Consider the following 24995-nt stretch of genomic DNA (forward strand, 5'->3'; position numbering starts at 1 on the left):
ATTTAAATTTAAACATTCCATTTTATACCCACTGCTTCTTCAGAAACCATCCAAAGTTTTTCCATTACAGCTTTGTCTTTAGCGTGTGGTTCTAATTTGCACTCACCAACTGGTCCTGTCCAGTAATTTCTCCCTGTTGGCCCGTAAAACCCTGCTTGATCTAAATCTGGTTCTGTGGCACACATTAATTCTGGATATGCGCCTCTTTCTGCAGATTGTACCATAGGTGTTAACTTCATAATTTGCCAAACAAAACGAGTTAATAAACTACCACTGGTTTTAATTAATGATGTGCTTGAAGCTCCTGGGTGACAAGCATACGTTTTTACATTGGTTTTTCCTGCTTGTTTTAATTTATCTTGTAGTTCGTAAGCCGTCATTATTTGCGCTAATTTACTCTGGCTATAAACACCGTTAGGATTGTAGTTTTTATCCCAGTTTAAATCGTCGAACTGAATGGTTTTTATTCCTAAATTATAACCCATACTCCCAACAGTTACAATGCGCCCGTTTGAGGCTTCAATTCTAGGAAAAAGTAAAGCTTGTAATAAAAAATTGCTATAATGGTTTACACCCATTTGGCTTTCTACACCATCGACTGTAAAGGTTTGTTTAGGCACTTGTGCAATGGCAGCATTTAGCATTAAGGCATCTATTTGTGATACCGTTTTAAGCACTTCTTCGGCGGCTTCTTTTACTGATGCTTGAGATGCTAAATCCATACTGATATTTATAACATCAATTGTATTACCAAGTTCTTGTTTTAATGTTGCTATAGTGGCTTTAGATTTTTTTGGATTACGATTAAGCATCACCACTTTAGCTCCCTTTGCTAACAAAATTTTTGCAGCTTCAAAACCGGTACCGCTTGTTGTACCAGTTATTACAAATGTTTTTCCGTTTAAGTTTTTTATTCTGTCGGGTGTCCACCCTTTTTTTCCAAATTTAGTTGTACTCATAACCTAATATTTTAAGTTTTTAAATTATGATACAAAGGTAGTAGTGGCAACCTGCTTAGGTCTTACACATATTTTCGAATCTTGTATACTTTTTGGTTCTGCTTAGCTATTTATAACTTTAAAAGGTATGCCGCATTTAAAAATGCAACTAAACAATAAAGCTAGCTTCTTGTAAAAATTAAGAACATTAACACCCCATAACCCGCTACTAAAAACATGCCTTTAAGCCTGCTAATTTGAAGTCTTTTTGGTAAAAATATTAAAGGTATAAGAACCGCAGAAAAACCTAACATCCAAAAAATATCGTTTGTAAGAATACTAGCTTCTGTTACAGGAATTGGTTTAACCATTGACGTTAACCCTAACACCGATGCAATATTAAATATATTAGAGCCTATTAAGTTACCTAATGATATGGCTTTTTCTTGTTTAGCAGCTGCAATTACAGAGGCTGCTAACTCTGGTACACTGGTACCAATTGCAATTAAAGAAAGTCCTATAACACCTTTACTAACACCTACGGTTTCTGCTATTTGTGTAGCACCGTTAACTAACCACTCACTTCCAAAATAAAGTGCTACAGCCCCTATAATTAACCAAAGTATAATTTTAAAATTAGACACTACCGATAAAGATTCATCTACCTCCTCTACTACTATGTCTTTTTTGGCACTTTTAATTAATATAAACAGAAACAATACAAGACCCGCAAATAAGCTTGCTCCTTCTATGGTTGATAGCTTGTCATCATTCTTTAAAAAGAAATACAGTACAATAGAAAAAATCATCATAACGGGCCAGTTAAGTTTATAAAATGATTTATCTACAGATATAGACCCTACCATAGCCGTAATACCCAAAACCAAACCTATATTAGCAATGTTTGACCCTACTACATTATTAATTGCTATTGCTGGCGAACCAGTTAATGCGGCATTTAAACTAACTAATAACTCTGGTGCAGAGGTAGCAAATGAAACCACCGTCATACCAATAACCATTTTAGAAATGTTGAATTTAAATGAAAGTGCTACTGAAGAACGCACTAAATACTCACCACCAACAACTAGTAAAATAAAACCAAGGATTACCCAAAGTACACTCATAAAAATTATTTTTTACGAAGATAAATTAAAGTTAAAAGCTAGAAGTTAAAAGTTAAAAGTTTTTATAAACCCCTAATTAAAAACAACTATTATAATAAGTATTTTTGTACAAAAACTAAAAATTTCGTTAAATAACTATTAAAATAGTTTTATAACTACAAAAATAGTTATATTTGTTTTAAAATTGATTTTTTAATAGATAATGTACTTGAATTTTGAGTACAAACTAAGCAAATACACTTGCGTTAGGGATTGCAGTGAAAAGCCCACAGCGAGGTACGAGCGCGGACTTGTAACGTAAAGCCCGACCACGCCAAAAGCGTGGTAACGCCCAAAAAATTAAAACATGGAAAAATTAACAAACAAAGAAGAAGAAATAATGCATGTTTTATGGAGGCTTGAAAAAGCTTTTGTGAAAGATGTTTTAGCCGAAATGAAAGATGAAAAACCGCATTATAACACGCTTTCTACTATAATTAGAAACTTGGTAGATAAGGGTTATGTGGGATATAATGCTTACGGAAAAACCCACCAATATTTTCCTATTGTTACCAAGGAAGCTTACAGAAAACGCTTTATTAACACCGCTATTAGTAATTATTTTAATGATTCTTATAAAAATATGGTGTCTTTTTTTGCTAAGGAAGAAAAGATTAGCGTAGAAGAACTAAAAGAAATTATTGAACTTATTGAAAAAAACAACTAGCTATGGAATACTTATTAAAAGCCAGTGCTATTGTTGCCATTTTTTATTTGTGCTATAAATTATTCTTGCAACGAGATACCTTTTTTGAACAACACAGAGGGTTTCTTTTAATTGGGTTATTTTCGGCGTTTATAATTCCTTTAATTGTAATACCTGTTTACATTGAAAGAACTCCGTTATTAATAGATAATGCTGTATTTGCTAATGCTGTTTCTGCTAACGAACCTATTGAAGAACCTTTAAACTTTATAGACATAGCTACTTACTTATATTTTGCTGGAGCCTTATTCTTTTTTATTAAATTTTTAGTGCAATTGGCTTCTTTAACACGCCTTTTAATTAAGAATGAAAGTACAAAAACAGGAAGATATAAGTATGTTAAAACCAAAAGCAAAGCATCTCCTTTTTCGTTTTTTAACTGGATAGTTTATAACCCTAATTTATTTAATAAAACCGAGTTAGAACTTATTTTAACTCATGAAAAAGTACATGCCCGCCAGCACCACTCTATTGATATTCTATTAACGCAATTGGCTAGTATTGCACTGTGGTTTAACCCATTTATATGGCTATATAACAAAGACTTAAAGCAAAACTTAGAATTTATTGCAGACCAAAATGCACAACGTACATCTGGCTGTAAAAAAAGCTACCAATACACCTTATTAAAAACAAGTATGCCAACTCATCAATTGGCTTTAACTAATAATTTTTATAATTCATTAATCAAAAAACGAATAGTTATGTTACACAAATCAAAATCAAAAAAATCAAACTTATTAAAGTACCTTTTAGTTATTCCTGTTTTAGCCATTTTTTTAATGAGCTTTAATACTAAAGAGGTTTTTATTGATACTGAAAGTCTGTTACAGGACAACCTTCAGAATAAAAATTCACAAACAAATACAGACTCAATAAAAACCAATTGGAATACTGAATTTATAGTTGAAAAACCCTTTGAAAACAAAGACATAGAAATGTTTTTAATAAGCAATGAATTTACAGATACCGATTTTAAAGAGCTGACCGAAAAATTAAAAAGCAAAGGTATTACTGCTAAGTTTAAAGGCATAAAACGCAATAGCGAAGGCCAAATAATAGCTATTAAAATTAATTTAAGTTCTAAACAATCTAACGCTAATTACAATATAAGTGCTAATGACCCTATTAAACCAATTAAAATTTCTTTAGAAGATGGTGGTAAAAGTATTTCTATTGGAACTGCTTCTCATCATAAAGCCTATTTTATTTCTAAAGATAACAATCATGATATAGGTAAAATTGAAGATGTATTTTTCTTCTCTGATGATGATGGGGTTTATGAAACACATAAAGAAATTCATATTATAAAAAGTGATTCTTTAAAATGGAAAACAAATGGTAAAGAAGCCAAAAACATTATTATTAAAAAAAATAAAAATGTTGAAGTTATTTCTGGCGATGACCATGAAAAACACATTGAAGTAATTATTGAAAATGATGACGACTCAAAAAATAAAGAGGAAAGAATATTTATAGTAAAAAAACAAAGTGATGACAAAAACGCCTTTAAAGTAAAAACAATTGCAAGTGACAAAAACAAAAGCAAACTTGTTTTTATGAGCGATGAAGAAGAAAACCCTTTATTCATTATTGACGGAAAAGAAGTAGAAAAAGACCCTATAAAAGGTTTAAATCCAGAAGATATAGAGTCTATTAATGTTTTAAAAGACGAATCGGCTATAAAAAAATATGGTGATAAGGGTAAAAATGGGGTTATAATCATTACTACTAAAAAAGATAAGTAAACAAAAGTAGGTTTTCAGTAATAATGAAAGCACTCCTTTTTAGGGGTGTTTAGCACTATCCCTTAAAGTGTGTAAATAAAAATATATCGAGAGTTTCACTTTATCTAAAGTTGCACCCTTTTTTCAAGTATAGTTAAAAACTGGTTTAAAATAATACACCAATTATGAATTGGCATAAACCATTTTCAGCCAATAGCAATGCGCTCATACTTCCGCTTATACTCCATCGGACTAATCCCCACAATGTTTTTAAATACATCCCGAAAGGCTTTAGGGTCGCGATAACCGCAGTCGAACATCACTTCGGTTACCGATCCCCTTCCCCTCTCCAATGCTTGTTTGGCCGCTTCCACCCGAACAGATTGAGTTCGAGCTTATATCTCCAATCACCCTTTGGTTTGTTACAAGAAAAAACTGAAACATGATTTATTTTATTACAAAAAAGAAATAAAACACCCTTTGTTTTGTTACAAATGTGTATTTTTGATGAAAGCATTCAGCAAAGATTATCAAAACCTTGAACTTTAATCGGCATATAAATACACAGTTGGCAAATTGGAAAGATTCCAATAACCGAAAACCTTTGGTCATAAGGGGAGCCCGACAGGTAGGTAAAACCACCTTAGTTAAAAACTTCGCCAAAACTTATAAACACAGCATTTTACTAAATCTTGAAAAAGCTAAAGACATACGTTTTTTTGAAGATTATGACGAGGTAAAGATCCTAAAAGAAGCCCTTTTCTTTGAACATAATGTGCCCGGAAACGAAGCAGATAAGACCTTGCTGTTTATTGACGAAATTCAGGAATCGCCCAAAGCCATTCAACAGCTGCGCTATTTTTACGAAGAGCTTCCGGAATTACATGTCATCGCTGCCGGCTCTTTGTTGGAATTTACCATGCGGCAGGTTAAAAACTTTCCTGTAGGAAGAATAGAATATCTGTACTTATATCCTCTAAACTTTCAGGAGTTTTTGTTAGCTACCGGTAAACAACAAGCCGTTGATCAGTTAAATCAAATTCCTATAAAAGACTTTGCTCATAAAACCTTGTTGGATTTGTTTAACACCTATACCATAATAGGAGGTATGCCCGAAGTTGTACGAACTTATATTGCGAATAACGGCATTGCCGATTTACCCAAAGTATACGAAAGCATATGGGCTACGTATAAAAATGATGTTGAAAAATACGCTTCCAATGATACCGAGCGCAAAGTGATTAAACACATTATGAATGTGGCACATTTATATATTGATAAGCGCATTAAATTTCAAAATTTTGGCAACTCCAATTACCGTTCCCGCGAAGTAGGCGAAGCATTCAGAAATTTAGATGCTGCACAGATTATTCAATTAATTTATCCAACAACAGCTTTAGAACCTCCCATTATACGCGATATGAAAAAGTCGCCAAGGTTACAGTTTTTAGACACCGGCCTTGTCAATTACGACTTGAAAATTCAAACCGATTTACTAGCTCTTAACGATTTAAGCAAAGCCTATAAAGGATCTGTTATTCCACATATCATTACTCAAGAAGTAATGTCGTTAAATACCATAAACAACCCTAAACCCTGTTTTTGGGTACGCGAAAAATCACAAGCTTCTTCTGAAGTAGATTGGGTTTTTCAATATGAAAACAAGCTGATTCCAATTGAGATTAAATCAGGCCCAACGGGCTCGTTAAAATCCTTACATGAATTTATAGAGCGTACCAACCATCCGTACGCTATCCGGATATATGCGGGCAATTTTTGTATAGAAGAACATCAAACCCCCAACAAAAAGAAAAAATATAAACTCATGAACTTACCCTATTATTTGGGAACCAAACTGCCTGAATACATCGATTATTTTCTGATAAATGATTAAGGGGACAATTCTAAACGCAATACAGACGTATTTGATTGAGGAATAGCAATTAATTGCTATTCAAATATTTATCACAAAAAAAAACATCACTTTGAGTTGTTCTAAAATAGGTTGACAGTTTTTATAAATTAAATTAAACCTGAGAATTTAACTTCTCAGGTTTTTTGTTGTGTATAAAGTTAGGTGTTTTCATGTTAAGGCTCTAATGGGATTATGACCAATTGTTGTGTTTAGGCAAAAATTGGATCATGATTCATAATTCATACAAATGAAGAATTTCGTTAGTTTTAGTGTGTTTCACTAAATTGAAGTTGTTAATTAAGAATTCAGGTAAAAACAGTTTTAATAGATCTAAGGTAAGTTCCAATACAATAATTTTAAAACTTCAAAACTAAAACTATCTTTATTCACACACAACTTTTGGGGTTGATTCGAAATTTAATAATTTCACTCATAGGTAAAGCATAGGATATCCATAGGACATCTATAGGACATCTATAGGGTATCTATAGGAGTGAGAAGTGAATAGTGAATAGTGAATGGTGAGTGGTGACCCGTCCTAAAATAGCTATACAGGTTAATAAATAAATCCTGATATAATTATACAAACTTTAGTGGGGCCAGAGCAAGTTTTAATACGTTGTCTTTTTATTTAACTATTTATACAATCTACACACAACTTTTGGACTTGATTCTACATTCAACTTTTATTGGGACACAATTCAACCAAAACTACAGAAATCTATACCCATGTAGCAAAAAGCAGTTTTAATTTTATAAAAAACCCATTAGATTTGTAAGAAAAATAATTATATTTACCGAAATAAATATAATGTAAATAAACACAATTGTGTTTATTCAACCGTTACCACACATTTTGACCCAACCTATGAAAAAAACAATATCTTTCTTTTTAATACTATTTTTCGTTTCAAATGCCTTTTCTCAAAAGGTAATAGAAATGGAGAAAATAAATGGAGTCTATCAAATACCATGCAAAGTCAATGGTATTCCAATGAAATTTATTTTTGACACCGGAGCTTCTGATGTATCTATATCTTATATTGAGGCCGGTTTTTTATTAAAACAAGGGTTGTTAAAGGAGAGTGATTTTATTGGTAGTATTAATTATAAAATTGCAAGTGGAGAAATTCAAGAAGGAACTAAAATTAAGCTAAAGTCAATAGAAATTGGTGGAACTATTTTAACTGATATTAATGCAACGATAGTACACAATCTTGAAGCACCTTTACTATTAGGTCAAACAGCAATTAATAAAATAGGAACATATACAATTAAAGAAAACCTATTAATTTTTAATGACAATAAAAAAGTGTTGGCAACAGGAGGAAATGATGACGATTTTTCAATAGCGATTAATTTTTTAGTTAAAGAAAATTTAACCGAATTTATATCGACTTCAAAGCTAAAAACCAATCCAGATATTAAAAATTTGATAATAGAATTAGATTCTCTGTCTACATTAAAAAATAGAAATAACACTATTACACAATACCAGTTAGGTGCTGCTTACATGAAACTTTATCATGAGATGGTTCAAGTAATTGATAAATCAAAGGCAAAAGAACTTTTTTACAAAAGTGTTTCTTTGCTAGAACAAGGATGTAATAATAAGAATGAGGATGCCTGTTATGAACTTGGTGAAAATTATAGTTTTGCTGTTGTTAAAAATGGTACAATAGACATTGAAAAATCAATATATTGGTATAAAAAGGGAGCTAATTTAGGAAACTCTCTTACAAGTTCGGCCTGTTCTCATTCACTTGGACAACATTACAAAAATTCAGGTAAAGATGATGAGGCTTTTTATTGGTTCCATAAAGCTGCTGTTGCTGGACAATATGCCTCATACAGTCAAGTAGGCGATTGTTATTATTATGGTGAAGGCGTTTCAAAAGATTATAAAAAGGCACTATATTGGTATGAAAAAGGAGTTTCGCCAGACTATAAAAAAATGGGAGATATATTTTATTATGGTGGTTATGGTATAACAAAGGATTTAAAAAAAGCTTCAGAATATTATGAAATGGGAGCTGTAAGCCGAAACAATTCCCCCATTTTTTATGGTTGCAATTCTATGTTGGGTCAGATGTATTATTTCGGTGAACATTTTAAAATGGATAAAAGAAAAGCTTTCTTACATTACGAAATTGATGCTCTAAAAAAAGGGAATGAACATGCCTATTATATGATGGGTCTCATGACTAGTAACGGAGAAGGAACATTAACCGATAAAAAAAAAGGTTTCAAGTATTATTACGAAGCTGCTTATAGAGGACATCCAGCGGCTCAATATCAAGTTGGTGTCTCTTATTACTATGGATATGGCACAACTATAGATAAGGTAAAATCTGCATCTTGGATTAAAAAATCATTTGAGAATGGGTATGAAAAAGCTAAGGAATTTTGGGAGGAAAGGCAATTATGGAAATATAATGAAGATTAAAAAACGTGTGGTAACACCGTATATAATTTATTGCTAGTTTAAGCTTACTTACGAAAATCCTCGCGGATTTTCTATTCGGTTTTTATTTGCTAACTTTAGTGCTTAAACCACGCAACAAACCATATACAAAACCGTTGTAGCACATTTGACCAAACTAAAAACCAATAATAAATCATTATGAAGAAAAGAATACTATTTGCAATTTTAACTTCCATTTTAATTGTATCGTGTCAAAAGAAAATTGATGGCTCGACTGAAGAATCAATGAAAAAGTCAATTGAAGAAATAAATGAATCGCTTGATGAATCGAAAAAAGAGGAATTTCAAGAATCAATGCAATTAATGATGTTTAACGGACTTGAATTGGCTGATTTAATGAAAGAAGATGGAGCGGAAAATATGGCTAATGACTTTAAAACGAGAGTAGACGGAATGACAGCAGAGGACATCATTGAGGAAGGAAAGAAAATCAAAAAGCAAATTGAACAGAAGAAAAAAGAACAAGCGAAATCAGAAATACTAGAACTTTATTCAGCAAGAGAAAATGCAGAAAAGGACAAACAAATGCTTTCGAAATTTGAAGTTAAGCGCTCACGATTTTACATCAGAAAAAGTGGGACTTATTATATAACTAAAGAACCGATTATAGAATTGACTGTAAAAAATGGAACTGACCAAGCAGTTTCCCGAGCTTATTTTACTGGAACATTGGCAAGTCCAGAAAGAACGATACCTTGGATTAAAGATGATTTCAATTATGAAATTTCTGGCGGTCTTGAACCTGGAGAAGAAGTAACTTGGTATTTAGCACCGAATATGTTTAGTGATTGGGGCGAAGTTGATGCACCTAAAGACGCTATTTTAACTGTAGAAGTTACACAACTTGATGGTGCCAATGGTGATGAATTGTATTCTACAAATAATTTTGGCGAAGATGAACAAGAAAGACTTGAAGAGCTGTTGAAATCTTATCCTGAATTTGCGAAATAAAAACGTGCTACAACAAACGTATATAGCTCATAGCTAATTAGTTGCTTAAACGAAGTTAAGGCATATTTGGAAAGTCGCCAAATTTTTAAATTTGACGATTTCCAACAAAAAGGATAAATAGTAAAATTCAAAAATCTGGCTTGTGTTTAATCCGAAAATAATCGCTAATTTACACGCTACGAGCCATATACAAAACCGTTGGCAATAATTATGAAAAGAACAATAATCATAATAACATTACTTTTTAGTTTTTCTTTAATTGCCCAAGAAAAGCTTGTTGGAGAATTTTGCACAATTCCTATTGGCGAATCTGATGTAGCTTGTTATAATTTTATCGAAAACAACAATTTCGAATTCATGGTGTCTGGTTGTTTAGGAATATCAACTTATGGAAAAGGAAAGTATACATTAAATAACGATAAACTATTACTCAATTTTGATAGCGGAAAAGGAATTAAAAATAGCAGTATAAGTTTTAAAAACTTAAGTGTAATTTCAAAAGACTCTGTTATGGTAAAACTAAAAGTTACCGACCTAAATGGAATAGGTATTGCTGCAAAAATTTATCCGAAAGAAATGGATTTAATGGATTTCGACTTTGAAAAAAATTATACCGATATTGACGGGAATTGGATTTGGAAAGATAAAAAGGACAATGGATTAAAGTACTTTGTAATTTCAGAGGTTGGATATGCAGAATTTGAATTTGCAATCGATATGGAAAAAAGTCAAGAAATCAACATAGTATTAGCTCCACCAAGTCCAGATTCAATTTCATCAAAAGACTTATTAAAAAAAATCAGAATTGTAGACTCTGATATTCTGGAAATTGACGGAATAAAATTTAAAAGAATAAAATAACTATTGCCAACAATGGTAACCGTTGCACAAGCCCATAATGTATCCTAAAATTATAATTAGAAACCGTCTTTTAAAGGCGGTTTCTGTTTTTATACACTTAAAAACTCTGGTGTTTTAAAAGGCTTTAAAAGCATGTTTATAACCTTGTAAAAGGTGTTTTTGGCACTAAAATAAAGCGTCTGTGCCCCTGCTCCGCTTTTAGTACGTTTTTCTATAAATTTCATATATTTTTTAAGGTTGTAGGCTATGGCAGAAAGTTGCATGCATTTATTGGCCTGCTCAATTCCAATGGTATTCACTTTTCTTAGGCCCATAAATTGTGTGAGCGTACCAAATACAGGTTCTACGGTGCTCTGCCTTTTTCCTTTCATATAACGCCCTTGGTTGCTTTCTACCCGGGCTATGTTACGCTCATATTCCGAGCGGTAATAGGTAACGGTAAACTTCTTTTCCTGTGCCGTTTTCCCTAGGCATGCAGTGCGTACTGGACAGTCCAAACACAACGGTTTTGAGCCGCGGTATTCCTTCTTCTTGGTGTTGTTCTTTTTTTCTATAAACACTTTTTTAAAGGGGATGATTTTGCCTTGAGAACATGTATAATAATCTTCCTTTTCGTGATAGGTAAATCCTTCTGGACCGCCCTTATAAGTGCCGTGAGCGGGTATAAAACTTTTTAGGCCTATTGCCTCTAGAAAGGCATAATTCTCGCCGCTGCTATAGCCCGTGTCGGCCACACAATTTTCCCAAACCAGTGCCGCTTTCCAAAGCCGTTGTTTTACCCGCTTAACGATATCTGGTAAATGCTGACTGTCTTTGCCATCGGCATGGTACGCTCTTATATCACTTATCACATGGTTTGCCGTATCTACTGTAAGTTGACTAAGGTAATTGAGTTTTCTTGCCTTTCCCGGTTTTACACTGATGCGCGCATCCGGATCGGTGGGACTGTAATGGGTCTTGTTACTGGTATAGCGACTGCCTTTAGCACCAGCTCCTGGACGTGCATCTTGATCCTTTGCCCATTTGGCATTACGCCTTTTTATGGCCTGTAATTCTTTCGTAGAAGCCGATAAGGTTTGTTGGTCTTTATCGGCCTTGTTTGCTTTAGATTGCCTTAAGGGCTTCTGTTTATCTCGATGGCTGATGTTACGAATTTCCCGAAGATGCCCTTCTAAATCCTCTTCTGGCACTTTCAGTTCTAAAGTATCCATAGAAGCATTGGCCTTTACAGGGGCGGAATCTATGGTCTGGGTATGGCCGGCAACCATACCTGCCGAGACACATAGCCCAAATATTTTTGTGAAAACAGATTCAAATACCGCTTCTGGAAATAGTTGGCGTGTACGGCTTATAGTAGAATGCCACGGTAATTCTTCGTCGATATCATAGCCTAAAAAATACAAGATATCCAAGCGCATGCTACAATGTGATATAAGCTTACGGTCGCTTGTTATATTTTCTAAATAACCAACCAAACATAGCTTAAAGAATACAACAGGGTCGATGCTTTTTTGTCCGCTTGATCCATAGAATTTCTGAGTCCTTTTGTAAAGGAAATTAAGGTCGATAGCTCCACGAAGACGTCGGTAGAAATTCTCTTCTGGTACGCGGTCGCTTAGCCTAAATTGATTGAATAGCTTTTCTTGAAATATTTTTGTGCCTTGCATTATTAAATATACGAAATTTCTGTATATTTAGCAAGTCTTGTGCAACAGGCACAATGTATAAAAATAATTGCTCAATTCTGGGCTTAAATAAAGGTCGTTGCGAGTTTACTACGTCTGATTTTCCTGCGGAAAATCCTCGCACGTAACCGCGCAACTATTCTTATACGAACCGTTGGCACACATTTGAAAAAACATTATGGGAAGAATCAAAGCTAAAACACATCTTGAGAAATTGGGATTTTCTGAAAAGGATAAGAAAGACTCTAAACACGATATTATTCAAACGTGGGCATACGAAAATATCGAAAAAGTTATTTCTGAAACAACAATGAGTAAAAACCCTCATCCATTTAAGATTATTACTAATAAATGGGAACATCAAATGATGTACGTAAATGGGAATTACAAAATGATTGTTGGTTATATCGATATTTTGGTTCGTATTCAAGGTAAATTTTATTTTAATGATAGCGATAAATATGAAGATTACACAAAAAACGTATTTATCGAAGTTAAAACCCAAATCCCAAGTTTAGGCGAATTAATAAGACAAATGAGAGCTTATCAAGCTTACGATGATAGGTTCACAGATTATATTGTTATTTCACCAGATGATAGACATAAAAAAATTCTAAACGAACAAGGTTTTTGGTTTTATAAATATAAAGACCCTAATCTATTGTTTTAAGACCTTTTGAGTTTCTAATAGATGTAAAAGTATTGTAAGTGTCAGGTGCTGACTGACCAACAATACGCTTGAATTCTAAAAGAGACATTGACGGATTTAATAATAAAAATCTGTTCATAGCAGAAATCATCCACATTAAAGACTGTGGACTTTCAGCTTCAGTTTGTTTAATTAATTGTTCTGCTATAAATGCAGTTGGATTTTTTGACATAATATTTGAATTTTAAATTAATAATCTGATTAAAAAAACGTGTGCCAACACCGGTAACCGTTGCACAAGCCCATAATGTATCCTAAAATTATAATTAGAAACCGTCTTTTAAAGGCGGTTTCTGTTTTTATACACTTAAAAACTCTGGTGTTTTAAAAGGCTTTAAAAGCATGTTTATAACCTTGTAAAAGGTGTTTTTGGCACTAAAATAAAGCGTCTGTGCCCCTGCTCCGCTTTTAGTACGTTTTTCTATAAATTTCATATATTTTTTAAGGTTGTAGGCTATGGCAGAAAGTTGCATGCATTTATTGGCCTGCTCAATTCCAATGGTATTCACTTTTCTTAGGCCCATAAATTGTGTGAGCGTACCAAATACAGGTTCTACGGTGCTCTGCCTTTTTCCTTTCATATAACGCCCTTGGTTGCTTTCTACCCGGGCTATGTTACGCTCATATTCCGAGCGGTAATAGGTAACGGTAAACTTCTTTTCCTGTGCCGTTTTCCCTAGGCATGCAGTGCGTACTGGACAGTCCAAACACAACGGTTTTGAGCCGCGGTATTCCTTCTTCTTGGTGTTGTTCTTTTTTTCTATAAACACTTTTTTAAAGGGGATGATTTTGCCTTGAGAACATGTATAATAATCTTCCTTTTCGTGATAGGTAAATCCTTCTGGACCGCCCTTATAAGTGCCGTGAGCGGGTATAAAACTTTTTAGGCCTATTGCCTCTAGAAAGGCATAATTCTCGCCGCTGCTATAGCCCGTGTCGGCCACACAATTTTCCCAAACCAGTGCCGCTTTCCAAAGCCGTTGTTTTACCCGCTTAACGATATCTGGTAAATGCTGACTGTCTTTGCCATCGGCATGGTACGCTCTTATATCACTTATCACATGGTTTGCCGTATCTACTGTAAGTTGACTAAGGTAATTGAGTTTTCTTGCCTTTCCCGGTTTTACACTGATGCGCGCATCCGGATCGGTGGGACTGTAATGGGTCTTGTTACTGGTATAGCGACTGCCTTTAGCACCAGCTCCTGGACGTGCATCTTGATCCTTTGCCCATTTGGCATTACGCCTTTTTATGGCCTGTAATTCTTTCGTAGAAGCCGATAAGGTTTGTTGGTCTTTATCGGCCTTGTTTGCTTTAGATTGCCTTAAGGGCTTCTGTTTATCTCGATGGCTGATGTTACGAATTTCCCGAAGATGCCCTTCTAAATCCTCTTCTGGCACTTTCAGTTCTAAAGTATCCATAGAAGCATTGGCCTTTACAGGGGCGGAATCTATGGTCTGGGTATGGCCGGCAACCATACCTGCCGAGACACATAGCCCAAATATTTTTGTGAAAACAGATTCAAATACCGCTTCTGGAAATAGTTGGCGTGTACGGCTTATAGTAGAATGCCACGGTAATTCTTCGTCGATATCATAGCCTAAAAAATACAAGATATCCAAGCGCATGCTACAATGTGATATAAGCTTACGGTCGCTTGTTATATTTTCTAAATAACCAACCAAACATAGCTTAAAGAATACAACAGGGTCGATGCTTTTTTGTCCGCTTGATCCATAGAATTTCTGAGTCCTTTTGTAAAGGAAATTAAGGTCGATAGCTCCACGAAGACGTCGGTAGAAATTCTCTTCTGGTACGCGGTCGCTTAGCCTAAATTGATTGAATAGCTTTTCTTGAAATATTTTTGTGCCTTGCATTATTAAATATACGAAATTTCTGTATATTTAGCAAGTCTTGTGCAACAGGCACAATGTGTATAGTGCATAAGGGTTTCAGAGGTTTTCGAGCGCTATCTCCCGCATCAATTTTGGGTGGTATCTTGATAGGTTTGAAGCCCGCAATCCCTTACGCACCATACACTAACCGTTACCTGCAAGCTGAAAAAAGCCAACCGTACGTTCAAGCACATTTCATTTTGTTCGTACCTCACAAAATAAAAAGAGCTTTCACTTCCCCACCGCCACCCAAAAAATAAATGACAAACTCGATTGAAATCCAAAACGAATTCTTATATTTGACAAATATTGTCAAGTCAATTATAGGCGAATGAAAAATATAGGACAAACATTAAGAGAATTACGAGAGTCAAAAGGTTTGTTATTACGTGAAGTTGGTGCAGCATTATCAATCGACCCTACTCTATTGAGTAAAATAGAACGTAATGATAGAATGCCTACAAAAGAACAAGTAAGTGCTCTTTCTGAATTCTATCAAGATAAAAAGAATGAAGTCTTAATTGCTTGGTTAAGTGACAAGCTTGTTTACGAAATCCAAGACGAAGATTTGGCATTAGCAGCTATGAAAGTTGCTGAACAAAAAATTGAATACTTAAAAACTCATAAAGCTCAATGAATATAACTAAAGAAACAGCCAACAATAAAGAACAACTTCTAAAATACTTTAGAGATAGGTCAAGTGAGTTTTTGGCTGAAGTTAATGGCGAATACGGTAATACTGAATACAAAAAGAAAGCAAAAAAATTAAACACGCTTCTCGTAAAAGCACGAACTACAATTATTGAAATAATTGAGCAGAAAGGAAAAAAAGAAAATTGGTCGAATAAAGAAATACTTGAATGTGTCTTAATGGTTACTTACTGTAACTATGTTGTAATGCTTGAAGTACGCCATTCAGTTTGGCCTTATGAATATATGGCCTTCTCACGAAGAATAGGAGAATTATGGGAACCATTTTGCAAATTAGCTTTTGAGTATCCAATAAATGATTTAGAGCTTTTTGTTCCACCTTTATTTGCTGACGTAAAAAAGCAATTAGCGGATGAAATCGAAGACTACATTAATGGACTTAACCTTTCTGATGAAGAAAAAGAACAACTAATCAAATACTATAACAAAGTATGGAGTTTGGTAATGTCTGGAGAAATTCAACTTGAACTTGACTTACATTTCATATTTGAAGGGAAAAAATATGTTGTTGATTTTAAAAGTGGATTTGGCTCAAATGAAAAAGGAAATACGAATAGACTATTATTAGTTGCAAGTATTTACCAAAACCTCGAAGACAACTACGAACCACTAATTTTTGTAAGAGCAGCCGAAAACAACAATTACTTTAACACATTGAAAAACTCTGGAATTTGGAGTGCTTTTTCAGGTTCAGAAACCTATGACGAACTTTATAAATATTCTGGATTTGACATTCGCTCTTGGATAAACCAAAATGTGAATTGGGCAGAAGATTTAGATGATGACTTTGTAGAGCATTTAGAATCCAACGATTTAACTCAATATTTAACTTGGTAATATGATAAGCGAACAAAGAATATTTCAAGCATACTATACAAAATCAGAGCCAATAGTAACTTATATGGTTGATTTGTTAAACCTTAATGGTACAGAAACAATTTTTGAACCTTGTGCTGGAGATGGAGTTTTTTTAGACCCCATTTTGAGTAAATATGAATCAGTAAAAGTTGATGCTTTTGAACTTAATCTTTCTGCTTACAATAAATTAAAAAACAAATATTCTGATTTAGAAAATGTTTCAATAAAACAAACCGACACATTAACCGATTTGGATTTGGAATTTTTATGCTCAATGGGAGGGAAATATGATGCTGTAATTGCAAATCCACCATACGGAGCTTGGAGAAACACAGAAGATAGAGCGTCATTAAAAAGAAGATTTAATGGCTTTTATGCCAAAGAAAGCTACTCATTATTCCTGTACAGAAGTATAGAATCATTAAATGAAGGCGGTAAACTTGTTTTTATTATTCCCGATACTTATCTAAACTTAAATATGCACAAGGATATTCGAAAATATATCCTTACCAACACCAAGATAAAAGAAATCTCTTTATTCCCTTCTTCATATTTCCCAGGAGTAAATTTTGGCTATGCTAACTTGTCAATTATTGCTTTGGAAAAATGCAGTGATATTTCTTCTAATCTTAATAATTCATTCAATATTTATAAAGACTTTAAATCAGTTGTGGAACTTGGGAAAAATGAATTACAACATTTGACAAAGTTGAAATTCCTACAAGAAAATGTTCTAAATAATGATGCTCATATTTTTTTAACTAGCAAAAACCAAAATGTTTCTGATGCAATTAGAAGTGCTGAATTAACAATCGGAGATATTTGCGATTGTGTTACAGGTTTTTATTCGGGTAATGACAAGGACAGACTAAAAGTTTTAAACAAGTCAATCAGAAACTCAAAAAGGTATGATGAAGTTGATAAAACCAAAATAACTTATGACTGTAGTTCAAGACCTTTAAATGGGATTGAAACTGAAAAAATTTATGTTCCAATTGTTAAAGGCGGAAATGTAAAATACTTCAAAGCAGACAATTGGTTTATGGAATGGTCAAAAGAAATTGTCGATTTCTACAAAAAAGATAAAAAAGCACGTTATCAAAATTCTTCATACTATTTCCGAAAAGGAATAGCAGTACCAATGGTCAGTTCAAGTTCAATAACTGGAGCGATAATAGAAAACCGACTTTTTGACCAATCAATTGTTGGAATTTTCCCTAAAAATGAAGATTTGATTTATTATTTGTTAGCGTTTTTCAATTCACCAACTTGTAATAAACTAATTAGAACAATTAATCCTTCAACAAATAATTCTTCTAACTATATAAAGAAAATTCCATTCTTTAAACCTAAACCGAAGCAAGAGAAAATAATTACAGAAAACATAAACCAGATAATTGAACAAGTTAAACTTTCAGGCGACTATGATTTAGAACTTGAAAATGAAAACAACAAGTTAATAAATGAACTATACGGATTTTAGCCAACGCAAATTCAAGCACATTGCAATCCTCGTTCCTGCGGTTGCAAAGAGCTTTCACACCAACGCTCACGGACGAAAAATAAAAAAAGCCAGCAGGTAACAATGTATATAAAAAATAGGCGAAACAGTAGTAAACTCAAGGCATTTGGCTCGTATCAAACTTTGTGTTTAACCGAAAGTTTGGTGCTTCGAAATCGCCTACTTTTCATATACTAACCGTTGGGCTACATTAAAAAATGAAAAAATATTTAACTTTAATATTATTAACCCTCTTTTTGACTTCTTGCGAATGTTGGGTATTCATAGATGGAAAAGTAATTGACTCTGAAACAAAGAAACCAATAACAAAAGCTTGGATTGAATTTGAGAATATAAAATGTACTGAAATAATTAGCTCTACTGTCGCTACAGAAAAGGTAAACTGTATTTTCAGCACTGATTCAATTGGAGTTTTTTCTATGAAATCTGACAATTACGGAATCTGTCCTAATAAAAAAGTAAAGATTAAAGTCAGAAAATATGGTTACAAAACGAAAGTTATTGAACTGAATGATAACAACTTTATTTCTGATGTGAAAATTGAATTGGAAAAAGAATAAATTTAATAAAAAAAGTTAATTTGAGAAGAGCAAATTATTTAGGTTTATCATATCAATTTTGGACTTTAACCAAAGAGTCTATAAATGAAATGGAAAAACAAGGGAATAAAAAATTAATTATGTCCTTGTATGACCCTAATGAAACAGATGAACAATCTCATCAAAACTACTATCAAAAAACGAAATGGAACGACTTTAATATTGGAGTTCCTATATTGTTTAATTTTTATCACGGACTTGAGCTCTGTATGAAAGGATTACTTCAAGAAATAGGAAAACTTCCAACTAATAAACATCATAAATTAAGTGATTATTTTCAAATAATTTCAGAAAATAATTCTGTTTTTATTCCTGAAATAATTGTCTCAATAGGAAAAGTACTGAATTCGGAAAATCCTTTTTATGATTTTTTTAAAAGTAATAATAGTAATGTCGATAATTATTATCAACTTTTAAGATATCCTGAATCAGTAAAAGGGAACAATTTTTTACACGGAGAAATCAGAGGAAGAGAACAAATTGGTTTGAATAATTTCAACTCAATTAAAAATAGCTGTATTGAAATTGAAAAAGCAATTATAAAATGGTTTGAAAAAAAAACGTAGCCCAACACCAGTAACCGTTGCACAAGCCCATAATGTATCCTAAAATTATAATTAGAAACCGTCTTTTAAAGGCGGTTTCTGTTTTTATAGACTTAAAAATTCTGGTGTTTTAAAAGGCTTTAAAAGCATGTTTATAAGGTTGTAAAAGGTATTTTTGAGACTAAAATAAAGCGTCTGTGCCCCTGCTCCGCTTTTAGTACGTTTTTCTATGAATTTCATATATTTTTTAAGGTTGTAGGCTATGGCAGAAAGTTGCATGCATTTATTGGCCTGCTCAATTCCAATGGTATTCACTTTTCTTAGGCCCATAAATTGTGTGAGCGTACCAAATACAGGTTCTACGGTGCTCTGCCTTTTTCCTTTCATATAACGCCCTTGGTTGCTTTCTACCCGGGCTATGTTACGCTCATATTCCGAGCGGTAATAGGTAACGGTAAACTTCTTTTCCTGTGCCGTTTTCCCTAGGCATGCAGTGCGTACTGGACAGTCCAAACACAACGGTTTTGAGCCGCGGTATTCCTTCTTCTTGGTGTTGTTCTTTTTTTCTATAAACACTTTTTTAAAGGGGATGATTTGGCCTTGAGGACATGTATAATAATCTTCCTTTTCGTGATAGGTAAATCCATCCGGACCGCCCTTATAAGTGCCGTGGGCGGGTATAAAACTTTTTAGGCCTATTGCCTCTAGAAAGGCATAATTCTCGCCGCTGCTATAGCCCGTGTCGGCCACACAATTTTCCCAAACCAGTGCCGCTTTCCAAAGCCGTTGTTTTACCCGCTTAACGATATCTGGTAAATGCTGACTGTCTTTGCCATCGGCATGGTACGCTCTTATATCACTTATCACATGGTTTGCCGTATCTACTGTAAGTTGACTAAGGTAATTGAGTTTTCTTGCCTTTCCCGGTTTTACACTGATGCGCGCATCCGGATCGGTGGGACTGTAATGGGTCTTGTTACTGGTATAGCGACTGCCTTTAGCACCAGCTCCTGGACGTGCATCTTGATCCTTTGCCCATTTGGCATTACGCCTTTTTATGGCCTGTAATTCTTTCGTAGAAGCCGATAAGGTTTGTTGGTCTTTATCGGCCTTGTTTGCTTTAGATTGCCTTAAGGGCTTCTGTTTATCTCGATGGCTGATGTTACGAATTTCCCGAAGATGCCCTTCTAAATCCTCTTCTGGCACTTTCAGTTCTAAAGTATCCATAGAAGCATTGGCCTTTACAGGGGCGGAATCTATGGTCTGGGTATGGCCGGCAACCATACCTGCCGAGACACATAGCCCAAATATTTTTGTGAAAACAGATTCAAATACCGCTTCTGGAAATAGTTGGCGTGTACGGCTTATAGTAGAATGCCACGGTAATTCTTCGTCGATATCATAGCCTAAAAAATACAAGATATCCAAGCGCATGCTACAATGTGATATAAGCTTACGGTCGCTTGTTATATTTTCTAAATAACCAACCAAACATAGCTTAAAGAATACAACAGGGTCGATGCTTTTTTGTCCGCTTGATCCATAGAATTTCTGAGTCCTTTTGTAAAGGAAATTAAGGTCGATAGCTCCACGAAGACGTCGGTAGAAATTCTCTTCTGGTACGCGGTCGCTTAGCCTAAATTGATTGAATAGCTTTTCTTGAAATATTTTTGTGCCTTGCATTATTAAATATACGAAATTTCTGTATATTTAGCAAGTCTTGTGCAACAGGCACACCATATATAATTTATTGCTAGCTTATTGCTTACTTACGAAAATCCTTGCGGATTTTCTTTGCCAGTAATTATTTATTAAATTAGTGCTTAAACCACGCAACAAACCATATATAAACACGTTGTATGCCATTTTGACCCGTCCTGAATAAAGGCTACATAATTTTAAACATTATGTACAAAAATGACAAAGTAATCAGACGGTATTCAGAACCCTTTAAACTAAAAATTCTAGATGAACTTAGTAAAGGTAAACACACAAAGAGCGAACTTTGTAAACTCTACTCTATTGCTCCTACAACAGTCAATGAGTGGATTAAAAAGTATAATCGTAAAGATTTAATGAACACCAGAGTAAAAGTGGAAACCAAAGACGAAATATCACGAATTAAAGCACTCCAAAAAGAAATAGAACAGCTTAAAAAACTGTTGCTTAAAAAAGATCTCGATGCCTTGGTATTAGATTCTTACCTAGAAGTAGCAGCTGAGGATCTAGGCTATAAATCTGTGGCTGAACTAAAAAAAAAGTTAAGCATAAAGCCTTAATCATAGCTAAAGAAAAATCTAAGGGATTTGCCTCTTTAACAACTATAAGCCATTGTTTTGGTCTTAAACGTGATGCGTATTATAAATACAAATCTAGAGCTGATAAGCGTTTAAAACTAGAACAACAGATTATTAACATAGTCAGTAAAAAACGTAAATCCCTTCCTAGAGAAGGTGTACGGAAACTCATAAAATCTTTAGATGATGAGTTTACTAAAGCCAATCTTAAAGTCGGGAGAGACACCTTATTTAACGTCCTTAGAAAACACAATATGCTTACTCTTAGAAAGAAAACTAGTGCCAGAACAACCAATTCTTATCATCGCTTTTATAAATATAACAACCTGATAAAGAACATAGATGTTACCAGACCAAACCAAGTTTGGGTTAGTGACATAACTTATATTAGAACCATAAAAGGTTTTTGCTACTTGGCTTTAATAACAGATATGTACTCTCGCAAAATTGTTGGATATGATCTTAGTGATAGTCTGGAATTAAAAGGTTGTGTAAGAGCGTTAAATAAAGCTATTTATCAAGCTAAAGACATTAAACAACTTATTCATCATTCAGATAGAGGAATACAGTATTGTAGCAATGTTTACACGCAAATACTTAAGAGAAAAAAGATAGATATTAGTATGACAGAAGAAAATCATTGTTATGAAAATGCCATGGCAGAACGTGTAAACGGTATCTTAAAAGATGAATTTTATCTAGACCAAACCTTTGATAATGTGGCTCATGCTAAGAGAGCTGCAAAAAATGCAATTAATTTATACAACGAAGTAAGATTACACTTATCTTTAGACTGCAAAACACCGAATATGGTATATCAATTATCAGCGTAAATTCTATTTTAACCTGTAGCCATATTTCAGGACAAGACATTTACAAACAAAAACCTGAATACAAAAAATGAAAAATAAAACATACAAGAAAATATCTAATTGGTACCGAAAATTCCAAATTAGTAAATCACCTCAAATGAATTTAGTTTGGGGATTCTTTTTATATACGCTCATTGGATTTATTTTACTGTCTATTCCTTTTTTTCACAAAACCGACATATCCGTTTTAGATAATTTGTTTATTTCGACTTCTGCAATTTCAACTACTGGACTTGTAACTATAAGCGTTTTCGATTCCTATAATTTTTTCGGTCAGTTTGTTATTATGGCATTAATACAAATTGGCGGAATTGGATATATGACGCTAACGACATACTATTTAATATTTACCACAAAAAAAATAACTCATTGGCATAGTAAGTTAATAGGTACGGAATTTACTTTACCCAATACAATTCAGATAAAAGATTTCATCAAAAGCGTTATTGTTTTTACCCTAATAATGGAAACTATTGGAGCTATACTTTTCTACTTTGCCTTTACCAATTCAGGAATGGGAAGTTTAAAAGCAATTTGGTTTTCAATTTTTCATAGTATTTCATCGTTTTGCACAGCTGGATTTGGATTGTTTAATGATGGTTTCGAAAGCTATCAAGACAATACTTTTATTAATACAATTATTTCTGTATTAGCAATTTCTGGTTCTTTGGGTTTTATTGTAATTACAGATTTGTGGTATCGAATTATGGGTAAATCAAAAGAAATTTCGTTTACAACTAAAATCATTGTTTATGGTTTTTTGTTTTTGCTTTTTTTAGGTACGTTACTCATTTACACAACAGAGTCATCATCTATTCTTGGCTCAAATAGTTCACTAATCACATCTTTCTTTCAAGCAATGTCAGCTATGACAACAGTTGGATTTAACACGATACCTATCGGTGAATTATCTTTGCCAATATTGTTACTTGTAACCTTTCTTATGTATATCGGAGCTTCGCCTTCGGGAACAGCAGGAGGAATGAAAATAACGACATTGACGGCAATGCTATCGATATTGAAAAGCCGATTGTTTGGTCAGAAAAAAATCACATTTTTAAACCGACTCATTCCATTTGAGAGAATATATGTTGCGACATCTACTTTTATGCTTTATACGAGTTTAATTTTCTTGTTTTCATTTTTACTTTCTTACTTTGAAAACTTTTCTTTTGAAAGCATATTATTTGAAGTAGCATCCGCTTTAGGAACTGTTGGATTAAGCACAGGAATTACAGGAGATTTATCTAATATTGGGAAAACATTGATAATTATTTTAATGTTTATTGGTCGAGTTGGAGTTTTAACTTTTGGATTTGCTTTGTTGCAACAAAAAGATAACGATTCTAAAAAAATCAGAGCTGATGATTTGGCTGTATGAAAAAATTAATATTAAGAAAAATAGAAAAAAACGCCACACAACAATGGTAACCGTTGCACAAGCCCATAATGTATCCAAAATTATAATTAGAAACCGTCTTTTAAAGGCGGTTTCTGTTTTTATACACTTAAAAATTCTGGTGTTTTAAGAGGTCTTAAAAGCGTGTTTATAAGGTTGCAAAAGGTATTTTTGAGACTAAAATAAAGCGTCTGTGCCCCTGTAGGCTTCCCTTAATTAGAACTGTTTAATGGGAGAAGGTCAATTAAGCAGCTACTTTTTCTATTTATTTAAAAAGATAAAACTTAAAAAAATTGCATTTTTTAAATGAAATGCCCCTTGGTTTTTAAAACAGCCACCAAAAAACACCTGAAATTGTTTTAAATAGAAACAAAAACAACACCAAAAGATTACATTTTTTAACTTTAACAAAGACAGTCACCTAAACATTAAAATCAATTTAATTTTATTGATTACAATTTCGTATTCAATTTCATCGATTTTTATAAAAACACTTGACAGTCATATTCCAAAATATATATCTTAAAAAAACATTGATATAAAAACTATTTACTAACCCTTAAAACCTTTGGAATATATGATGACACTTACCAAAATTGTAGTTGATGTAATTTTAATTATTATATCATTCTTTTAAATCTAAAAAAGTAAAACTTAGTTCTAGAATAAGTTTTACTATTTTTAATCTCTGAAAGAAGATTTAAAAAATGCAAAAGCAAGTATTTAAAGTTTTAGCTAAAATTAATAAAGCGGTTTTACCTAGCTACACTAAAAAAGGTTTAGATTTAGCAAATGCCAGTAAGATACAGTTAGCCATAATTGGTTGGAGATGGTACGTTACCAAAAATGCTTTAGATTGAGTTTTTAATCACTATTTTAAAACAAAAAAGCAAGCTATTGCTAACTTGCTTTCTTGGTGACTAGAAAATCACTAACCAACCTAAAATCAAAAAAAGAAAATCAATCTTTTACCTTAAACACTTTTTCTAAAATGGTTTCCATTAAGCACCATTTTGTTATTGAAGACTGCAATAAATTTGCGCCCACAAATGCTGTAAACCATAACCAATTTATATTAACCTTAACTGCTAACACTAAACTAATTAACACAAAAGTACCAGCTATAGCTCTAATTAATCTATTTTTCATAATGT

At 33.3% G+C, this 24995-nt stretch carries 24 protein-coding genes; 16 read left to right on the forward strand and 8 right to left on the reverse strand.

The window, feature by feature from the left end:
* Positions 1–8: 8 nt before the first annotated feature.
* A complete protein-coding gene (locus BWZ22_RS02445; RefSeq protein WP_076697772.1) occupies positions 9–959 on the reverse strand; it encodes an SDR family oxidoreductase in 951 nt (316 codons plus the stop codon).
* A 161-nt stretch (positions 960–1120) separates the two neighbouring features.
* Positions 1121–2065, reverse strand: a complete 945-nt coding sequence (locus BWZ22_RS02450) for a calcium/sodium antiporter (protein WP_076697773.1) — start codon at positions 2063–2065, stop codon at positions 1121–1123.
* Positions 2066–2411: 346 nt separating this feature from the next.
* On the opposite strand from BWZ22_RS02450, the gene BWZ22_RS02455 reads away from it, so the two are divergent.
* Together BWZ22_RS02455 and BWZ22_RS02460 are read left to right on the forward strand one after the other, a co-directional pair.
* A complete protein-coding gene (locus BWZ22_RS02455) occupies positions 2412–2771 on the forward strand; it encodes a BlaI/MecI/CopY family transcriptional regulator (RefSeq protein WP_076697775.1) in 360 nt (119 codons plus the stop codon).
* Between the two features lie 2 nt (positions 2772–2773).
* Positions 2774–4558 (forward strand): M56 family metallopeptidase, encoded by a 1785-nt coding sequence (locus BWZ22_RS02460; RefSeq protein WP_076697776.1) that lies wholly within the window; start codon positions 2774–2776, stop codon positions 4556–4558.
* A gap of 185 nt (positions 4559–4743) precedes the next feature.
* On the opposite strand, the gene BWZ22_RS17050 is transcribed toward BWZ22_RS02460, so the two are convergent.
* On the reverse strand, positions 4744–4911 hold the full coding sequence (locus BWZ22_RS17050) for a helix-turn-helix domain-containing protein (protein ID WP_083692158.1): 168 nt from the start codon (positions 4909–4911) through the stop codon (positions 4744–4746).
* A 194-nt stretch (positions 4912–5105) separates the two neighbouring features.
* On the opposite strand from BWZ22_RS17050, the gene BWZ22_RS02470 reads away from it, so the two are divergent.
* The 4 genes from BWZ22_RS02470 (at position 5106) to BWZ22_RS02485 (ending at position 10749) form a co-directional block, all read left to right on the forward strand.
* The gene (locus BWZ22_RS02470) at positions 5106–6431 is read left to right on the forward strand and encodes an ATP-binding protein (RefSeq protein ID WP_232225214.1); all 1326 of its coding nucleotides are present in this window, start codon (positions 5106–5108) and stop codon (positions 6429–6431) included.
* A gap of 889 nt (positions 6432–7320) precedes the next feature.
* A complete protein-coding gene (locus BWZ22_RS02475) occupies positions 7321–8898 on the forward strand; it encodes a retroviral-like aspartic protease family protein (protein WP_076697778.1) in 1578 nt (525 codons plus the stop codon).
* Between the two features lie 177 nt (positions 8899–9075).
* Positions 9076–9888 (forward strand): DUF6694 family lipoprotein, encoded by an 813-nt coding sequence (locus tag BWZ22_RS02480; protein WP_076697779.1) that lies wholly within the window; start codon positions 9076–9078, stop codon positions 9886–9888.
* Between the two features lie 210 nt (positions 9889–10098).
* Positions 10099–10749, forward strand: a complete 651-nt coding sequence (locus BWZ22_RS02485; RefSeq protein ID WP_076697780.1) for a hypothetical protein — start codon at positions 10099–10101, stop codon at positions 10747–10749.
* 89 nt (positions 10750–10838) lie between these two features.
* On the opposite strand, the gene BWZ22_RS02490 is transcribed toward BWZ22_RS02485, so the two are convergent.
* Positions 10839–12416: an IS1182 family transposase gene (locus tag BWZ22_RS02490; RefSeq protein WP_076697781.1), complete on the reverse strand. Its 1578-nt coding sequence runs from the start codon at positions 12414–12416 to the stop codon at positions 10839–10841.
* Positions 12417–12612: 196 nt separating this feature from the next.
* Here BWZ22_RS02490 and BWZ22_RS02495 point away from each other — a divergent pair, with 196 nt between their 5' ends.
* A complete protein-coding gene (locus tag BWZ22_RS02495) occupies positions 12613–13104 on the forward strand; it encodes a hypothetical protein (protein WP_076697782.1) in 492 nt (163 codons plus the stop codon).
* Here BWZ22_RS02495 and BWZ22_RS02500 read toward each other — a convergent pair.
* Both BWZ22_RS02500 and BWZ22_RS02505 read right to left on the reverse strand, forming a co-directional pair.
* Positions 13088–13315: a hypothetical protein gene (locus BWZ22_RS02500; RefSeq protein ID WP_076697783.1), complete on the reverse strand. Its 228-nt coding sequence runs from the start codon at positions 13313–13315 to the stop codon at positions 13088–13090. The two genes, BWZ22_RS02495 and BWZ22_RS02500, sit on opposite strands and share 17 nt — an antisense overlap.
* A gap of 127 nt (positions 13316–13442) precedes the next feature.
* Positions 13443–15020 (reverse strand): IS1182 family transposase, encoded by a 1578-nt coding sequence (locus BWZ22_RS02505; RefSeq protein ID WP_076697781.1) that lies wholly within the window; start codon positions 15018–15020, stop codon positions 13443–13445.
* Positions 15021–15369: 349 nt separating this feature from the next.
* Between BWZ22_RS02505 and BWZ22_RS02510 the strand changes: the two genes are divergently transcribed.
* From BWZ22_RS02510 to BWZ22_RS02530, 5 genes are all read left to right on the forward strand, one after another.
* The gene (locus tag BWZ22_RS02510; RefSeq protein WP_076697785.1) at positions 15370–15675 is read left to right on the forward strand and encodes a helix-turn-helix domain-containing protein; all 306 of its coding nucleotides are present in this window, start codon (positions 15370–15372) and stop codon (positions 15673–15675) included.
* Entirely contained in the window at positions 15672–16586 is a 915-nt protein-coding gene (locus BWZ22_RS02515; RefSeq protein ID WP_076697786.1) for a hypothetical protein, read from the forward strand. The genes BWZ22_RS02510 and BWZ22_RS02515 overlap by 4 nt, the downstream gene beginning before the upstream one ends.
* A gap of 1 nt (position 16587) precedes the next feature.
* The gene (locus tag BWZ22_RS02520) at positions 16588–18090 is read left to right on the forward strand and encodes an Eco57I restriction-modification methylase domain-containing protein (RefSeq protein ID WP_076697787.1); all 1503 of its coding nucleotides are present in this window, start codon (positions 16588–16590) and stop codon (positions 18088–18090) included.
* Positions 18091–18326: 236 nt separating this feature from the next.
* Positions 18327–18689: a hypothetical protein gene (locus tag BWZ22_RS02525; RefSeq protein ID WP_076697788.1), complete on the forward strand. Its 363-nt coding sequence runs from the start codon at positions 18327–18329 to the stop codon at positions 18687–18689.
* Positions 18690–18709: 20 nt separating this feature from the next.
* Positions 18710–19294 (forward strand): hypothetical protein, encoded by a 585-nt coding sequence (locus BWZ22_RS02530; protein ID WP_076697789.1) that lies wholly within the window; start codon positions 18710–18712, stop codon positions 19292–19294.
* An 84-nt stretch (positions 19295–19378) separates the two neighbouring features.
* On the opposite strand, the gene BWZ22_RS02535 is transcribed toward BWZ22_RS02530, so the two are convergent.
* Positions 19379–20956: an IS1182 family transposase gene (locus tag BWZ22_RS02535; RefSeq protein WP_076697790.1), complete on the reverse strand. Its 1578-nt coding sequence runs from the start codon at positions 20954–20956 to the stop codon at positions 19379–19381.
* A gap of 224 nt (positions 20957–21180) precedes the next feature.
* Here BWZ22_RS02535 and BWZ22_RS02540 point away from each other — a divergent pair, with 224 nt between their 5' ends.
* The 4 genes from BWZ22_RS02540 (at position 21181) to BWZ22_RS02555 (ending at position 24701) form a co-directional block, all read left to right on the forward strand.
* Positions 21181–21552, forward strand: a complete 372-nt coding sequence (locus BWZ22_RS02540; RefSeq protein WP_076697791.1) for a transposase — start codon at positions 21181–21183, stop codon at positions 21550–21552.
* A gap of 44 nt (positions 21553–21596) precedes the next feature.
* Positions 21597–22403 carry an IS3 family transposase gene (locus tag BWZ22_RS02545; protein ID WP_232225260.1) on the forward strand — a complete coding sequence of 269 codons (807 nt, stop codon included), beginning with the start codon at positions 21597–21599 and terminating at the stop codon, positions 22401–22403.
* A 67-nt stretch (positions 22404–22470) separates the two neighbouring features.
* Complete coding sequence (locus tag BWZ22_RS02550) at positions 22471–23823, forward strand: TrkH family potassium uptake protein (protein ID WP_076697794.1); 1353 nt, start codon at positions 22471–22473, stop codon at positions 23821–23823.
* A gap of 725 nt (positions 23824–24548) precedes the next feature.
* Complete coding sequence (locus BWZ22_RS02555) at positions 24549–24701, forward strand: SsrA-binding protein (RefSeq protein ID WP_076697795.1); 153 nt, start codon at positions 24549–24551, stop codon at positions 24699–24701.
* A 100-nt stretch (positions 24702–24801) separates the two neighbouring features.
* Here the strand turns inward: BWZ22_RS02555 and BWZ22_RS02560 are convergent, their stop codons facing one another.
* Positions 24802–24990: a DUF2892 domain-containing protein gene (locus BWZ22_RS02560; RefSeq protein ID WP_076697796.1), complete on the reverse strand. Its 189-nt coding sequence runs from the start codon at positions 24988–24990 to the stop codon at positions 24802–24804.
* Between the last annotated feature and the right edge of the window lie 5 nt (positions 24991–24995).

The sequence above is a fragment of the Seonamhaeicola sp. S2-3 genome, assembly GCF_001971785.1.
Classification (GTDB): domain Bacteria; phylum Bacteroidota; class Bacteroidia; order Flavobacteriales; family Flavobacteriaceae; genus Seonamhaeicola.